At 63.7% G+C, this 16,657-nt stretch carries 12 protein-coding genes; 1 reads left to right on the top strand and 11 read right to left on the bottom strand.

The annotated features are described in order from the left end of the window. Positions 1–266: 266 nt before the first annotated feature. The 11 genes from mdoH to hutC form a co-directional block, all read right to left on the bottom strand. Positions 267–2,840 (bottom strand): glucans biosynthesis glucosyltransferase MdoH, encoded by a 2,574-nt coding sequence (gene mdoH, locus ACE4QZ_RS25835; RefSeq protein WP_021783732.1) that lies wholly within the window; start codon positions 2,838–2,840, stop codon positions 267–269. Further along, complete coding sequence (locus tag ACE4QZ_RS25840; protein WP_206539453.1) at positions 2,833–4,572, bottom strand: glucan biosynthesis protein G; 1,740 nt, start codon at positions 4,570–4,572, stop codon at positions 2,833–2,835. The genes mdoH and ACE4QZ_RS25840 overlap by 8 nt, the downstream gene beginning before the upstream one ends. 263 nt (positions 4,573–4,835) lie before the next feature. Continuing rightward, on the bottom strand, positions 4,836–5,273 hold the full coding sequence (dtd, locus tag ACE4QZ_RS25845) for a D-aminoacyl-tRNA deacylase (protein WP_021783730.1): 438 nt from the start codon (positions 5,271–5,273) through the stop codon (positions 4,836–4,838). Then, positions 5,270–6,241, bottom strand: a complete 972-nt coding sequence (gene pip, locus ACE4QZ_RS25850) for a prolyl aminopeptidase (RefSeq protein ID WP_021783729.1) — start codon at positions 6,239–6,241, stop codon at positions 5,270–5,272. Before pip ends, dtd begins: the two co-directional genes overlap by 4 nt. A 168-nt stretch (positions 6,242–6,409) precedes the next feature. Then, positions 6,410–7,213 carry an N-formylglutamate deformylase gene (gene hutG, locus ACE4QZ_RS25855; protein WP_028697520.1) on the bottom strand — a complete coding sequence of 268 codons (804 nt, stop codon included), beginning with the start codon at positions 7,211–7,213 and terminating at the stop codon, positions 6,410–6,412. A gap of 10 nt (positions 7,214–7,223) precedes the next feature. Further along, complete coding sequence (gene hutI / locus ACE4QZ_RS25860; protein ID WP_053870496.1) at positions 7,224–8,429, bottom strand: imidazolonepropionase; 1,206 nt, start codon at positions 8,427–8,429, stop codon at positions 7,224–7,226. Positions 8,430–8,444: 15 nt separating this feature from the next. Beyond that, complete coding sequence (locus ACE4QZ_RS25865) at positions 8,445–9,848, bottom strand: amino acid permease (RefSeq protein WP_028697521.1); 1,404 nt, start codon at positions 9,846–9,848, stop codon at positions 8,445–8,447. 157 nt (positions 9,849–10,005) lie between these two features. Beyond that, positions 10,006–11,538 (bottom strand): histidine ammonia-lyase, encoded by a 1,533-nt coding sequence (gene hutH / locus ACE4QZ_RS25870; RefSeq protein ID WP_010955589.1) that lies wholly within the window; start codon positions 11,536–11,538, stop codon positions 10,006–10,008. Positions 11,539–11,645: 107 nt separating this feature from the next. Then, positions 11,646–13,319: a urocanate hydratase gene (hutU, locus tag ACE4QZ_RS25875; RefSeq protein ID WP_021783725.1), complete on the bottom strand. Its 1,674-nt coding sequence runs from the start codon at positions 13,317–13,319 to the stop codon at positions 11,646–11,648. Positions 13,320–13,713: 394 nt separating this feature from the next. Then, positions 13,714–14,286, bottom strand: coding sequence for a HutD family protein (locus ACE4QZ_RS25880; protein ID WP_021783724.1), 573 nt, complete (start codon positions 14,284–14,286; stop codon positions 13,714–13,716). After that, positions 14,283–14,993, bottom strand: coding sequence for a histidine utilization repressor (hutC, locus tag ACE4QZ_RS25885; protein WP_172402783.1), 711 nt, complete (start codon positions 14,991–14,993; stop codon positions 14,283–14,285). The genes ACE4QZ_RS25880 and hutC overlap by 4 nt, the downstream gene beginning before the upstream one ends. Positions 14,994–15,137: 144 nt before the next feature. Here hutC and ACE4QZ_RS25890 point away from each other — a divergent pair, with 144 nt between their 5' ends. Then, positions 15,138–16,502, top strand: a complete 1,365-nt coding sequence (locus tag ACE4QZ_RS25890; protein ID WP_021783722.1) for a formimidoylglutamate deiminase — start codon at positions 15,138–15,140, stop codon at positions 16,500–16,502. Positions 16,503–16,657 lie beyond the last annotated feature (155 nt).

Consider the following 16,657-nt stretch of genomic DNA (forward strand, 5'->3'; position numbering starts at 1 on the left):
CGAATCTTATTGTGTTGGCACGGCCGTGCTGGCCGAAGCGTCGTATCGGAGAGGGATGCTAACGCATGGCGGCCCGAGGACCTAGAGCCGCGGGGGGACTTTGTTGGCCAAAATGGGGGGCTAGGGCAAAAAGCTTCGCGGGTGAACCCGCTCCTACAAGGGAATGTGTATCCCTGGTAGGAGCGGGTTCACCCGCGAAGAGGACCTGTCAGTTACCCTGTAGGATCGGGTCCATCGGGGCGCCGAACCGCCGCGAACAGGCCCGATCAGGCGCCGACGAGTGTCGGTTGGCCTGCGTTTTCCGGGTGCAACGGCAACAGCGGCGAATGCGGGTCATTGTTGATCGACGCACGCCACACATCGATCCATGCCGCGTTGTGCTCGGCCCACACCTGCTCGTGCAGGCGGCTCAGTGCCACCGGATCGCTGAGCAGGGCCAGGCGCGTATTGAGGTCCAGGCCTTTCGGCCCGACTTCAATCGCCTTGGCAACGCGCTCTGCACGCAACGCTTCAATCGGTGCCGCCTGGCCATGGCGGGCAGTGGCCATGGCGCAGGCCAGGGCATTCTGCCGCGGGTCGACCACGGCCCGCACGAAGCCATCATGCAAGGCATGCCAGCGGTTTTCGTGAGTGTACTGGTCGGTCGCCAGCAGCTCTTGTGGGGTGGCGTATTCCTCGGGGATGAGGAACAGCTTCTCGTCCTTGGCCGCCAGGCCCAGGCGGGTGCGGCTGGAAATGACCGATACCGGGATCGACAGCACCAGCGAACCGACGATAGGCGCCAGCCACCACAGGAAGCTCGGGTTCAACCACGCCACCAGTGCGGCCCAGGCAATGCCCAGCAGCGTCTGCGGGCCATGCCGGCGCACGGCTTCGCCCCACGGCGTGGAGTCGTCGTCGCGCTGCGGCGAGTTCCAGGTCGCAGCCCAGCCGAGGAACGCGGCCAGCACGAAGCGGGTGTGGAAGATCATGCGTACCGGTGCCAGCAACATGGAGAACAGCATCTCCATCAGCATCGACAAAGTAACCTTGACTCGCCCACCAAACTCGACGGCGCCCTTGGCCCAGATCAGGATGACGCTAAGCAGCTTGGGCAGGAACAACAGCACGATGGTGGTGGAGAACAGCGCTACGGCCTTCTCCGGGTGCCATTGCGGCCACAGCGGGTAAAGCTGGTATGGCTCGATGAAATACTGCGGCTCCATCAGCGTGTTGGTCGCCAGCAACGCGGTCGACAGCACCAGGAACAGGAACCACAGCGGCGCCGACAGGTAAGACATCACCCCGGTGAGGAACACCGCACGGTGAACCGGGTGCATGCCTTTGACCAGGAACAGGCGGAAGTTCATCAGGTTGCCGTGACACCAGCGGCGGTCGCGCTTGAGCTCGTCGAGCAGGTTTGGCGGCAGTTCTTCGTAGCTGCCCGGCAAGTCGTAGGCAATCCACACGCCCCAGCCGGCACGGCGCATCAGCGCAGCTTCGACGAAGTCGTGGGAAAGGATGGCACCGGCGAATGCGCCCTTGCCCGGCAACGGCGCCAGGGCGCAGTGCTCGATGAACGGCTTCATGCGGATGATCGCGTTGTGGCCCCAGTAGTGCGACTCACCCAACTGCCAGAAGTGCAGACCGGCAGTGAACAGTGGGCCGTACACGCGGGTAGCGAACTGCTGCATGCGTGCGTACAGGGTGTCCATGCCCGAGGCTCTCGGCCCGGTCTGGATGATGCCGGCGTCCGGGTTGGCTTCCATCAGGCGCACCAGGCTGCTCAGGCACTCGCCGCTCATGACACTGTCGGCGTCGAGTACAACCATGTACTTGTACTCGCCACCCCAGCGACGGCAGAAGTCGTCGAGGTTGCCGCTCTTGCGCTTCACCCGGCGACGACGGCGGCGGTAGAAGATGCGGCCAAAGCCTTTGGTTTCGCGGCACACATCCAGCCAGGCCTGTTGCTCGGCCACGGCAATGTCGGTGTCGTTGGTGTCGCTGAGCACAAAGAAGTCGAAACGGTCGAGGTTGCCGCTGGCGGCCACCGACTCGAACGTTGCGCGCAGGCCGGCGAACACCCGCGGCACGTCTTCGTTGCAGATCGGCATCACCAGCGCGGTGCGCGCCTCGGGCGCGATTGGCTCGTTGCCTGCGCTGCTGCCCGAAATCTTGTATTTGTCGCGCCCGGTGAGCAGCTCGAGGAAGCCCATCAGTGCGGTCCAGAAGCCCGCCGACACCCAGCAGAACAGGATGCCGAAGAGAATCAGGATGGATGTCTGCAAGGCATACGGCCACACCTGCACCACCGTGTCCCACAGCGACTGGCTGAGGATTTCGTCGAGGTCAACGAACGACCAGCCCTGGTACGGCAGGATACCCTTCATGTACCAGCCAGCAACGATGGTCTGGCCAATCATCAGGGTCAGCAGGATATAGCGGCGGATCGAACCGACCGTGCGCCAGCGTGCCGGTGGCAGTTCGCGCTTGGGCGGCTGCGGGGCATTGGTACGACCGGTCATGCGCCGCCACATGCGGATCAGCACGTTGGTGCGCCACGGTTCGGGCACAACCTTGGTGCGCTTGATCGGCGGGGCGATCTTCAGGCACAGGCGGCCGCTGCCATCGACGCCGAGCATTTCGGCGTCTTCCAGCTCGGCGGCGCTGCCCACGGTCAGGCGCGGGCCCACCGAGGCCTGCACGGCCTCGGCAGAGCTGGCGGCCGGGTTGGCCGCCAAGCGTTGGTGCAGCTCACTGAACGAGGTGCAACTGGCAAGTTCAGCCCGCTGCTGGTCGCTCAGTGGTAGGTGGGCCAGGTACTCGCCAAGCGATTCCGGCCTTGCGCTTGAGTTACTCATCGGCAGGCAACTGATAGGTCCAGGTCTCGGTCAGCACCTTCTCGGTGGTGGCCGGGGCCCCGTTGGTGGGTGCCGCATCGGCGGCAGGTTGTTCGGCCTTGGCAGATGGCTCAGCCTTGACGGCTTTCTCGGCCTTGGCATGCTTGGCTGCGGCCTTGTCCTGCTTGGCGTCCTGGGCAGGCTTGGCGGCTTCGACCGGCACGTCACGCACCAGTGCGGCGCGCATTTCGGTCGATTTGTTGGCTTCCTTTACCTTCAGGCGCAGGGTCAGGCGCCAGCCCTTGGTCTCAGGGTTATAGCGCAGATTGTTCTCGACCACCTCGGCGTTGTCGCCCACGCTGATCTGGCTACGCACCGCGGTGTCTTCCGGCAGGGCAGCCAGGGCCGGGCCGGCGAAGTCGACCAGAAACGCCACGCTGCCGTCTGGCTGGCGGATCAGGTTGGATTGCTTGACGTCACCGGTGGAACGCAGGGTCTGCTTGACCCAGCCCAGGTCAGGGGCCTGGAACTGCGGCTCGTCAATGGTCCAATGCATGCGGTAGGCGTACTCGATCGGCTTGCCGGGCTCCGGCAGCTTCTCCGGGCTCCAGAAAGCCACGATGTTGTCGTTGGTCTCGTCGGCGGTCGGGATTTCGACCAGGTCGACGCTACCCTTGCCCCAGTCACCCTTCGGCTCGATCCAGGCGCTTGGGCGCTTCTGGTAGTTGTCGTCGAGGTCTTCGTAGTCACTGAAGGCGCGCTGGCGCTGCATCAGGCCGAAACCACGCGGGTTCTCGACGCTGAAGTTACTCACGGCCAGGTGCTTCGGGTTGTTCAGCGGGCGCCACAGCCACTCGCCATTGCCGGCGTGAATCGACAGGCCTTCGGAGTCATGCAGGGCCGGGCGGTAGTTGAGCACCTTGGACGGCTGATTGGGGCCGAACAGGTACATGCTGGTCAGCGGAGCAATGCCCAAGCGGCTGACATGCTCACGCAGGAACACGCGGGACTGCACGTCGACCACGGTGTCGTTGCCCGGACGCAGGATCAGCTTGTAGGCGCCGGTGGAGCGCGGCGAATCCAGCAGCGCATAGATCACCAGGTGCTTGTCGGCTGGCTTGGGTTTTTCAACCCAGAACTCGGTGAAGCGCGGGAACTCTTCGCCCGAGGGCAGTGCGGTGTCGATGGCCAGGCCACGGGCAGACAGGCCGTACACATGGCCCTTGCCGACTACACGGAAATAGCTGGCGCCAAGCAGGGTCATGATCTCATCCTGCTTGTCGGCCTTGTTGATCGGGTACAGCACGCGGAAACCGGCGTAACCGAGGTTTTTGGTGGTTTCCGGGTCGTGCGGCACGTCACCGAACTCGAAGCGGTCCGGGTCGTACTTGATTTCCTGGACCTTGGTGGCAGTGACCTCGTTGATTTTCACCGGGGTGTCGAAGTGCATGCCCTGATGATAGAACGACAGTTTGAACGGGGTCTTGTCCTTGGCCCACTCGGCCTTTTCCTGCAGGAAACGGATTTTCTGGTAGTCCGCAAACTTCATGTCGCGGAACACGGCCGGCAGGTTGCTTTTGGGTGCGTCGTACTTCTGGCCGGCCAGATCCTTTGCCTTGGCTGCAACATCGTCAAGATTGAATGCCCACAGCTGGCCCGCGCTCATCAGGCCAACCAGAGCCACACTGGCCATCAGCGCCTTGCGTAGCCGAACGCCGGGGATTCTTGATGCTTTTTGGGGACTAACAATCACGAGCAACCCTCGCCGAAAACAGATCATGAAACCAACGGCCAGCGACAAATGCCGGGTTGGCGAGCACTGTTCGGACCCCGTGAGGGCGTAATGATTCCCCAAACGGATCCAGACAATGCTCGAGTCAGAGTGAAACGGACCTGCGAACGCAGGTCCATGCAGCGCGCGATTATCCAGCAGGTTGCGTGACAACGCATCAGGCTGGAGCAACTATTTATCGTATAAAACCCCTTGTTTTCCTGTGAACAAAGGGGTTTTTGACCTCATATTTGTAACATAAATGTTACGGGGCCATCATTGACCAGGTGCACCTGCATATCCGCCCCGAAGCGGCCGCTGGCCACGTCGGCGTGCTGAGCCTTTGCCTGCTGCAAAAGATAGTCGAACAACTCGGCGCCGAGGGCCGGTGGCGCCGCTGTCGAGAAGCTCGGACGCATGCCGTTGCGGGTATCGGCGGCCAAGGTGAACTGTGACACCAGCAACAGGCCACCCCCGACATCCTTGAGCGACAGGTTCATCTTGCCCTGATCGTCGCTGAACACACGGTAGTTCAGCAGCTTGTGCAACAGCTTATCGGCCTGTTCGCGGGAATCGTCAGGCTCGACCGCCACCAGCACCAGCAACCCCTGGTCGATGGCACCGACCACCTCCCCCGCCACTTCAACCCGCGCACCGCGCACGCGCTGCAACAGGCCCTTCATGCTTCTTCCAAGGGCAGGTCGAGCAGGCGTCGGGCCATCTGGTCGGCGGCACGCACCAGGGCATCGGTGATGCCAGGCTCGGAAGCCGCGTGACCGGCGTCACGGATCACTTTCAGCTCACTGTTCGGCCAGGCCTGGTGCAACGCCCAGGCGTTGTCCAGTGGGCAGATCACATCGTAGCGCCCATGCACGATCACCGCCGGCAGGTGGGCGATCTTGGGCAGATCACGGATCAGCTGGTCCGGTTCGAGGAAGGCGTTGTTCATGAAGTAGTGGCATTCGATGCGAGCGATCGACAGCGCCCGCTGCGGTTCGGAAAAGCGGTCGACCACCAGCGGATTGGGGCGCAGGGTGGCGGTACGGCCTTCCCAGGTGGACCACGCCTTGGCGGCGTGCATCTGGGCGATCTGGTCGTTACCGGTCAGGCGCTTGTGGAAGGCCTTGACCAGATCGCCGCGTTCCTCCGGTGGTATCGGTGCGATGTAGTCCTGCCAGTAGTCGGGGAACAGGCGGCTGGCGCCTTCCTGGTAGAACCACTCGATTTCCTGCGGCCGGCACAGGAAGATGCCGCGCAGGATCAGGCCGTGCACGCGTTCTGGGTGAGCCTGAGCGTAGGCCAGGGCCAGGGTCGAGCCCCAAGAGCCACCAAACAGCACCCACTTGTCTATGCCAAGGTGTTCGCGAATGCGCTCCAGGTCTTCGACCAGGTGCCACGTGGTGTTGTTCTCCAGGCTCGCATGGGGCGTGGAGCGGCCACAGCCGCGCTGGTCGAAGGTGATGATGCGGTACAGGTTGGGGTCAAAGTAGCAGCGGCTCTGGGCGTCGCAGCCAGCGCCAGGGCCTCCGTGGATAAACACCACGGGCAGACCTTCCGGCGAGCCGCTTTCGTCGACATAAAGCACATGCGGCGCTTCCACGGCCAGATCGTGCCTGGCGTAGGGTTTGATCTGCGGGTAGAGGGTCTGCATTGCGCACTCCGTGTGAGGATTATTCGGCCGTGGGCCATCATAAACCTGAATTGCGCTTTCAGCACCGTCCTTGCTGACGCGTTCGAACGGCGCGAATGGCCATTGCGCAGATTTCCGACAATGGCCTCCCACGGCGCCTGGCGACGCCGATAGCGTCGCCGCCTCCACTCAACGCTTGTAACGCTCGTCGCCCCACGCCAGCAGCGCTTGCAGCAGCTGCCTCAATACCGCTTGTGTCGGTTGCGCCAGATCTTCCCGGTAGGCAAATGGCTCGATTTCCTCCATATACGTGCCTTGCGCCAGCTCCAGTTGCACAGCATGGATATGGTTGGCCGGGTCGCCATAATGCCGGGTGATGTACCCGCCTTTGAACCGACCGTTGAGCACATGGCTGTAACCTTGCATCCCGGCGCACACACCCTGCAGCCGCTCAGCCAGTGCCGGATCGCAACTGGCGCCGTTGAAAGTACCCAGGTTGAAGTCCGGTAACCTGCCGTCGAACAGGTGCGGGATCAGCGAACGGATCGAATGGGCATCCCACAGCAGCGCATAACCGAACTGCTCTCGCAAGCGGTCCAGCTCGCGACGAATGGTAGCGTGATAGGGGCGCCAGATCTGCTCCAGATAGCGTTTACGTTCTTCGCCAGACGGTGCCAGCCCATCCTTGAACAGGGGTTCGCCACCGAACAGCGTCGCCGGGTACAAGCCCGTGGTGGCGCCGGCGTACAGTGGCTTGTCGTCGTCCGGCCGGTTCAGGTCGATGACGAAGCGTGAATACTCTGCAGCCACCACGCTGGCGCCCATGTCACGGGCAAAGTCGTACAACTGCGGGATGTGCCAGTCGGTGTCCGGCAAGCTTTGCGCCTGGTCGACCAGGCCGTCGCGCACGGCGTCGCTCAGGCGCAGGCCAGCGTGCGGCATGCTGATCAGCAGCGGCAGGCGACCTTGGTGAAAACTCAGTACCTTGTCCATCGGGCCTCGCTCAGTTGGAGATTTCATGGCCCATGCGCACTACGCGCTTGGGCAGGTCGCCACCCAGCCAGTAGGCCAGGTCGGCGGGGCGTTCGATCTGCCAGGCGACGAAGTCGGCCACCTTGCCCACTTGCAGCGAGCCGTGGCTGTCACCCAGGCCCAGCGCCGTGGCAGCGTGGACCGTAACGCCGGCCAGGGCTTCTTCCGGCGTCATGCGGAAGCAGGTGCAGCCCATGTTCAGCATCAACCGTAGCGACAACCCTGGCGAGGTGCCGGGGTTGAGGTCGCTGGCCAGGGCAATCTTCACCCCGTGCCGGCGCAATGCATCCATTGGCGGCAGCTGGGTTTCACGCAGGAAGTAGAAGGCACCCGGCAGCAGCACGGCGACTGTGCCGGCGTTTGCCATGGCCATGGCGTCTTCCTCTGTCATGAACTCCAGGTGGTCAGCCGACAGAGCCTGGTAACGCGCGGCCAGGCTTGAGCCGTGCAACGATGACAGCTGTTCGGCATGCAGCTTGACCGGCAGGCCCAGTTCGCGTGCCTTGATGAACAGTCGCTCGACCTGGGCCGGCGAGAACGCGAGGTGTTCGCAGAAGGCGTCCACCGCATCTACCAGGCCTTCGGCGGCCAGGGCCGGCAACATTTCATCACAGATGTGCGCGATGTAGTCATCGGCCCGGGCTGCGTACTCCGGGGGCAAAGCGTGCGCTGCCAGGCACGTGGCACGCACCGTCAGCGGCAGCTCGTCAGCCAGGCGCCGGGCCACTCGCAGCATCTTGCGCTCGTTGGCCAGGTCCAGGCCGTAGCCGGACTTGACCTCGATGGTGGTCACGCCATCGCGCATCAGTGCCTGAACGCGCTGGCGAGCACTGGCGAACAACTCGTCTTCGCTGGCCGCACGGGTAGCCCGCACAGTGCTGGCGATACCGCCACCCTGTGCGGCGATTTCGGCATAGCTCACGCCCTGCAGGCGCTGCTCGAACTCGCCGCTGCGGTTGCCGCCGAACACCGCATGGGTGTGGCAGTCGATCAGCCCAGGGGTGACCCAGGCACCACCCAGGTCAACCGTGCGATCAGCTTCGACTGGCGCCAGCTCGGCGCGTGGGCCTATCCACTCGATCAGCCCGGCGCTGGTGACGATCGCCGCATCCTCGATGGCCGAGTAGCGGCCGTCGGCCATGGTTGCAACATGGCAATGCTGCCAGAGGGTTCTCATGCACAATCTCCTTTGCTAGCGGTGCAGCTCGGCCGGCTCCGCTACCGGCTGGCCCCGCCCTGCACGCGGCTTGCACCACAGCAGGTAGGACGCCACCAGGAACACCACCCAGATCACGCCGACGATCAATGCCGCCTGGGTGTCCGGGAAGTAGCCGAGCACGCCAAAGATGAACACCATGAACGCAATGGCCATGGCCGGGCCGTATGGCCAGAACGGTACCGGAAACTTGAGCTGGGCCACTTGCTCGCGGCTCATGCTGCGGCGCATGGCTACCTGGGTGAGCAGGATCATCAGCCACACCCACACCGTGGCGAAGGTGGCGATCGAGGCAATCAGCAGGAACACATTTTCCGGGATCAGGTAGTTGAGCAATACGCCGATCAGCAGCGCAGCCCCCATCACCACGACGGTCATCCACGGTACGCCATGTTTCGACAACTTACTGAAACCGCGCGGGGCGTGGCCTTGCTGGGCCAGGCCATACATCATGCGGCCAGCGCCAAAGATGTCGCTGTTGATGGCAGAGATGGCAGCGGAAATCACCACGACGTTCAGCACAGCAGCGGCAGAGCCAATGCCCAGGTTGCTGAAGATCTGCACGAACGGGCTGCCCTGGCTACCGATCTGCGGCCATGGGTACAGGCACATCAGCACGAACAGGGTGAGCACGTAGAACAGCAGGATCCGTATTGGCACCGCGTTGATCGCTTTGGGAATGACGCGCTGCGGGTCTTTTGCCTCGCCGGCAGTGACGCCGATGATCTCGATACCGCCGAAGGCGAACATCACCACGGCAAACGACGCGATCAAGCCACCCACGCCGTTAGGCATGAAGCCGCCATGGTCGAACAGGTTGCTCATGCCCACGGCATGCCCGGTACCCACCTGGCTGAAACCGAAGGCCATGATGCCGAGGCCGGCCAGGATCATCGCCACGATGGCGCCGACCTTGAGCAGCGACAGCCAGAATTCCATTTCGCCGAATACCTTGACGTTGCACAGGTTGAGGCCGCCGATCAGGAAAACGATGCCCAACACCCAGATCCAGCGGGCTACCTCCGGGAACCAGAAGCCCATGTAGATACCGAACGCGGTGACGTCGGCGATGGCGACGATGACCATCTCGAAAGCGTAGGTCCAGCCGAGGATGAAACCGGCCATTGGGCCGAGGTAGGTCGTGGCGTAGTGGCCGAAGGAGCCGGCCACCGGGTTGTGCACGGCCATTTCGCCAAGGGCGCGCATGACCATGAACACTGCAGCGCCGCCAATCAGGTAGGCCAGCAGCACGGCCGGGCCTGCCATCTGGATGGCCGAGGCAGAGCCGTAGAAAAGGCCGGTGCCGATGGCGGAGCCAAGGGCCATGAAACGGATGTGGCGGGCACTTAGCCCGCGCTTGAGACCTTGAGCTTGTTGCATGTCACGTCCTTGAATTGTTTTTGTGGTCGTGAGATTGAGGGGCTGCTGCGCAGCCCATTCGCGGACAAGCCCGCTCCTACATGGATAGCGTTGCATATCGCAATTTGTGCAGGAGCGGGCTTGCCCGCGAAGGGCCGCCAAGCGGCCCCAAGGGGCATTACAGGCTTGGCAGCACACCCGCCGGCAGCAAGCCGGTCAGACTACCCTTGGCCAACAGGTCCACGGCCTTTTCGATATCCGGCGCGAAGAAACGGTCACGGTCGTAGTGCGGCACCTCGCTGCGCAGCGCCTGGCGCGCCTGCTCCAGCTTGGCCGAAGTCTTAAGGCCTTTGCGCAGGTCCAGGCCCTGGCAAGCGCCCAGCCATTCGATGGCCAGCACGCCACGGGTGTTTTCGGCCATTTCCCACAGGCGCTTGCCGGCCGCCGGGGCCATCGACACGTGGTCTTCCTGGTTGGCCGAAGTTGGCAGGCTGTCGACGCTGTGCGGGTGCGACAGGGCTTTGTTTTCGCTGGCAAGGGCGGCAGCGGTGACCTGGGCGATCATGAAGCCGGAGTTGACCCCGCCGTTTTCCACCAGGAACGGCGGCAGCTGGGACATGTGTTTGTCCATCATCAGCGAGATGCGGCGCTCGCTGAGCGAGCCGATTTCAGCGATGGCCAGGGCCAGGTTGTCGGCGGCCATGGCCACCGGCTCGGCGTGGAAATTGCCGCCGGAGATCACATCACCTTCGGCAGCGAACACCAGCGGGTTGTCCGACACGGCGTTGGCTTCGATGCCCAGTACCTCGGCGGCCTGGCGCAGCTGGGTCAGGCAGGCACCCATGACCTGCGGCTGGCAGCGCAGCGAGTACGGGTCCTGGACCTTGTCGCAGTTCTTGTGCGACAGCGACACTTCACTGGAGTCGCCCAGCAGGTCGCGGAAGCAGGCCGCGGTGTCAATCTGGCCACGCTGGCCACGCACTTCGTGGACACGCGCATCGAACGGCGAACGCGAACCCAGCGCAGCTTCGACGCTCAGGCCGCCGCAGGCGATGGCAGCGGCATACAGGTCTTCGGCCTGGAACAGGCCACGCAAGGCATAGGCGGTGGAAGCCTGAGTCCCATTGAGCAGGGCCAGGCCTTCTTTGGCGGCCAGGGTCAGCGGTTCGAGGCCGGCAATCGCCAGGGCTTCGGTGGCCGGCAGCCACTGGCCCTTGTAGCGAGCCTTGCCTTCGCCCAGCAGCACCAGCGACATATGCGCCAGCGGCGCAAGGTCACCGGAGGCACCTACCGAACCTTTCAGCGGGATGTGCGGGTAGACTTCGGCGTTGACCAAGGCAATCAGCGCGTCGATGACTTTGCGGCGGATGCCGGAGAAGCCACGGCTGAGGCTGTTGATCTTCAGCACCATGATCAACCGCACCAGGTCGTCATCCAGCGGCGCGCCGATACCGGCGGCGTGGGACAGCACCAGCGAACGCTGCAGGTTTTCCAGGTCATGGCTGGCGATGCGGGTCGAGGCCAGCAGGCCGAAACCGGTGTTGATGCCATAGGCAGTGCGGTCTTCGGCAATGATCTGTTCGACGCAGGCGACGCTGGCGTCGATGGCCGGCGCGGCGCTGGCATCCAGTTGCAGGCGCACGGGCGCGGCGTGAATCGCACGCAGCTGGGCCAGGGTCAGGGTGCCAGGCTTGAGGGTGAGTTCGGTCACTTTGCTACTCCAATCGCGTAGAGCCGCAGGCCCGTATCCAGGTGCCTGCGCACTCCTTCTTGTTGTTCAGTATCACCCCTTGTGGGGTGCGGTCCAAAGCGAGGCGATCAGCCAGTGATCATCGGCAGGTCCAGGCCCTGCTCCTTGGCGCAGTCGATGGCGATGTCGTAACCGGCATCGGCGTGGCGCATGACGCCTGTCCCTGGGTCATTGGTCAGTACTCGGGCGATGCGCTCGGCGGCCTCATCGGTACCGTCGCAGACGATGACCATGCCCGAGTGCTGCGAGAAGCCCATGCCCACGCCACCGCCATGGTGCAGCGACACCCAGGTGGCGCCGCCTGCGGTGTTCAGCAGGGCGTTGAGCAGCGGCCAGTCGGAAACAGCATCCGAACCATCACGCATGGCCTCGGTTTCGCGGTTCGGGCTGGATACCGAGCCGGAATCGAGGTGGTCACGGCCGATCACCACCGGTGCCGACAGCTCGCCGCTGCGGACCATTTCATTGAAGGCCAGGCCCAGCTTGGCGCGAAGGCCCAGACCCACCCAGCAGATACGTGCCGGCAGGCCCTGGAAGCTGATGCGCTCGCGGGCCATGTCCAGCCAGCGGTGCAGGTGGGCGTCGTCAGGGATCAGTTCCTTGACCTTGGCGTCGGTCTTGTAGATGTCCTCGGCGTCACCGGACAGCGCCGCCCAGCGGAACGGGCCAACCCCGCGGCAGAACAGTGGGCGGATATAGGCCGGGACGAAGCCTGGGAAGTCGAAGGCATTGGCAACGCCCTCTTCCTTGGCCATCTGGCGGATGTTGTTGCCGTAGTCGAAGGTCGGGATACCCTGCTTCTGGAAGTCCAGCATGGCCTGCACGTGCACGGCCATCGACTGTTTGGCGGCCTTGACCACTGCTGCCGGTTCGGTCTGCGCACGGTCGCGGTACTGCTCCCAGGTCCAGCCGGCAGGCAGGTAGCCGTTGAGTGGGTCGTGGGCGCTGGTCTGGTCGGTGACCATGTCCGGGCGCACGCCACGTTTGACCAGTTCTGGGAGGATTTCGGCGGCGTTGCCGTGCAGGGCGATGGAGATGGCCTTGCCTTCGGCGGTGTACCTGGCGATGCGTGCCAGGGCGTCGTCGAGGTCAGTGGCCTGCTCGTCGACGTAGCGGGTTTCCAGGCGGAAGTCGATGCGGCTCTGCTGGCATTCGATGTTCAGCGAGCAAGCCCCGGCCAGGGTCGCGGCCAGTGGCTGCGCGCCGCCCATGCCGCCCAAGCCAGCGGTGAGCACCCACTTGCCTTTCAGGCTGCCGCCGTAGTGCTGGCGCCCGGCTTCGACGAAGGTTTCATAGGTGCCCTGGACGATGCCCTGGCTGCCGATGTAGATCCAGCTGCCGGCGGTCATCTGGCCATACATGGCCAGGCCCTTGGCGTCCAGTTCGTTGAAGTGTTCCCAGTTGGCCCAGTGTGGCACCAGGTTGGAGTTGGCGATCAGCACGCGCGGTGCATTGCTGTGGGTCTTGAACACACCGACCGGCTTGCCCGACTGCACCAGCAGGGTTTCGTCGTCTTCCAGGCGGGTCAGGGTTTCGACGATCTTGTCGTAGCAGGCCCAGTTGCGCGCAGCGCGGCCGATACCGCCATATACCACCAGCTCTTTCGGGTTTTCCGCGACCTGTGGATCGAGGTTGTTCATCAGCATGCGCAGTGGCGCTTCGGTCAGCCAGCTTTTGGCGGTCAGCTTGTTGCCACGTGGGGCACGGATTTCAACGTCACGGTATTTGTTGTTGTCGGTCACGGGAAAGGTCCTCTGCGGTCGTCCGCGGGCGGGTATGTCGTGGTCAATATACAAACACACCTTTACTTGTATGTACAAGCATGGACAACCAAAATAATCGGACCTGTGCGCTCCTGGCTTGATTTTTGTGGCGGTGTCTAGAACGAGCGCCGCTCGCGCGGCGCATCGCGAGCTGCGCTCGCTCCTACGTTTGTTTCTGGCCAATTCGTCCTGTGGGATTTGCGCGCGAACGCTTTAGCGCATGGCTTGATGTCGCGTCTTGCAAACAAGGCGATCGCGCGCGTTGGCACAGGCGTTACTGGCCAGAAACAAACGTAGGAGCGAGCGCAGCTCGCGATGCGCCGCGCGGGCGGCGCTCGATCTCACAGGCGACAAAAACCTACAGGCGAACCCCTCAGCGCCCCACCAGCTCAATCAGGCAGAACCGCCCTTGAACATCCAGCCCCAGCAACTGGTCATTGCCTTCCAGCCGCAAGCAGTCATACAACCCCAACCGCTGTGTCTCGTGTCCGACGATAGTTACTTCGACCAGGCTGCTGGCAGCAAACAACAACACCGTCGACGCCGAGCTGTACACCCGGCTGGTGCCATCCAGCCACTGCAACCGCGCCCGATATCGCTGCGGCGAATAGATCAGGTTGAAATCGCGGATCGGCCCGCCCAGCAACTTGCAGCTGACCTGGTTCTCGCCGCTGAAGGCAAACGCATCGAACGCCAACAATGGCCGGCTGGCCTGGCCGTCGACCAGCAGCCGCATGCCGTCGCCCTGCAGCACGGTGATGATCCGTTGGTAACCGACGAAGGTTGAAAAGCCGCCCGACTCCTCGATATCGGCAATCGACAGACGCCAGCCAAAACCGTCCAGGCCCTCGCCGCTGTCACGGGTGATCTCTTCGGTGAAACCGCCACCGTTCTTCCACGGCATGCGCGGGTAATCGTGCGCACGCATCAACAGCAGCTGACTCATTTACTGAAACGTCCTTCCAGGCGATGACGGGAACCGGGGTGGATCAGCCGTGCAGCGGTCACCGGCTGGCGACCGGACCAGGTGCGACGACGAATCAGCAGGCAAGGCTCGCCCGGCTCGATCTGCAACAGGCGGCATTCTTCCGGCTCGGCCAGGATCGCCTCGACCACGTGCTCGCCTTCGGTCAACGGCGCCACCTGGGACAGGTAGGCGTAAGGCGTCTGCCGGGTGAAATCCTGCTTGAGGTAGTCGGGGGCGATGGCCGCGTTAACGTAGCGGTCCTCGATCTGCACCGGTACGCCGTTCTCGAAATGCACGATCAGCGAGTGGAACACCCGCTGGCCTTCGCGCATGTCCAGGGCCAACGCCCGTTCGGAGCCAGCCGCTTCCTCGGCAAGTGTGATCACCTGGCAGCTGTGCTGGTGGCCACGGGCGGCAATTTCGTCAGCGATGTTGTTGACCTCGAACAGCGCCGAACGGCCCTTGGGCTCGGCCACGAAGGTGCCGACCCCCTGCATGCGCACCAGCAGGCCTTCGGCGGTGAGTTCACGCAGGGCGCGGTTGATGGTCATGCGGCTGAAGCCCAACTCGTTGACCAGCTCGCTCTCGGAGGGTACCCGATGATGCGGCGGCCAGCTGCCGTTGTCGATCTGCTGGATGATCATCTGTTTGACCCGGGCGTAGAGCGGCGCCGGGCCCTCGCCCATCTGGGCAACCAGCGCGGAGACAGGAGGTGTCGGCACGGCGATGGATCCTTGTGCAAATGAAATGAGCGGTAGCTTGCCGCAGTTTACCCGGCAGGCAAACGCCTGTATATGTATATACAAGTTAACAATAACAGGATTCCACCGATGTCTGCCTACTTCGCCGAACGCGCCCTGCTACCTACGGGCTGGGCCAGCCATGTGCGTATCGAGGTCGCCAGCGATGGCCATGTGGCCAGCATCGAGCCAGGCGCTTCGGCCGAAGGCGCCGAGCGCCTTGCCGGCCCTGTGCTGCCCGGCATGCCCAACCTGCACTCACATGCCTTCCAGCGCGCCATGGCAGGCCTGGCGGAAGTTGCCGGCAACCCCAACGACAGTTTCTGGACCTGGCGCGAGCTGATGTATCGCCTGGTCGGGCAGATCAGCCCCCAGCAGCTTCAGGTCATCGCTCGCCAGTTGTACATCGAGATGCTCAAGGCCGGCTACACCTCTGTGGCCGAATTCCATTACGTACACCACGACCAGGCCGGCAAGCCCTACGCCGACCCGGTCGAACTGTCGCTCCGCATCAGCGCGGCTGCGGCCGATAGCGGCATTGGCCTGACCTTGCTGCCGGTGCTGTACAGCCATGCAGGCTTTGGCGGCCAGGCGCCGAACGACGGGCAGCGGCGCTTCATAAACTCCACTGAACAGTACCTGCAGTTGCAAGCGCAACTCGCCCCGCTGCTGGCCGCGCAACCCGCGCAGCACCTGGGCCTGTGCTTCCACTCGCTAAGGGCGGTAACACCTGGGCAGATCGCCGAAGTGCTGGCGGCCAGCGACAGGCAGTGCCCGGTGCATATCCACATCGCCGAACAACAGAAGGAAGTTGACGACTGCCTGGCCTGGAGCGGCCTGCGCCCGCTGCAGTGGCTGTACAAGCACGTGGACGTGGACCGCCGCTGGTGCCTGGTACACGCTACCCATGCCGAACCGGACGAAGTAACTGCCATGGCCCGCAGCGGCGCGGTGGCCGGGTTGTGCCTGACCACCGAAGCCAACCTGGGCGACGGGATTTTCCCGGCAGTGGATTTCCTGGCACAGGGCGGGCGCATGGGTATTGGCTCGGACAGCCATGTGTCGTTAAGCGTGGTGGAGGAACTGCGTTGGCTGGAATATGGTCAGCGCCTGCGGGATCAACGGCGCAACCGCCTGTATCGCGGCGACCAGCCGATGGTCGGGCGCACGCTGTATGACGCGGCGCTGGGCGGTGGTGCGCAGGCGCTGGGGCAGGCGGTCGGTGAGCTGGCGGTGGGCAAGCGCGCGGACTGGCTGGTGCTCGATGGACAGGACCCGTACATCGCCATGGCGGAGGGTGACGCCATTCTCAACCGCTGGCTGTTTGCCGGTGGCGATCGCCAGGTGCGCGATGTGATGGTGAATGGGCAGTGGGTGGTACGCCAGGGGCGGCATGCGCAAGAAGAAGAAAGCGGGCGGGCGTTTACCGAAGTGTTGCGCGAGCTTTTGGGCTGAGTGTACCGGGGCTGCGTTGCAGCCCTTCGCGGGCAAGCCCGCTCCCACAGGTTGGACTGCCCCCCCAAAAAACGTCTTGTGGGCAGTCCAGGGCTCAGCGCAGAACCTGTGAGAGCGGGCTTGCCCGCGAAGGGTTGCAACGCAACCCCGAAAAA

Source organism: Pseudomonas sp. DCA-1 (assembly GCF_046523955.1).
In the GTDB taxonomy this organism is placed as follows: Bacteria; Pseudomonadota; Gammaproteobacteria; order Pseudomonadales; family Pseudomonadaceae; genus Aquipseudomonas; species Aquipseudomonas putida_Y.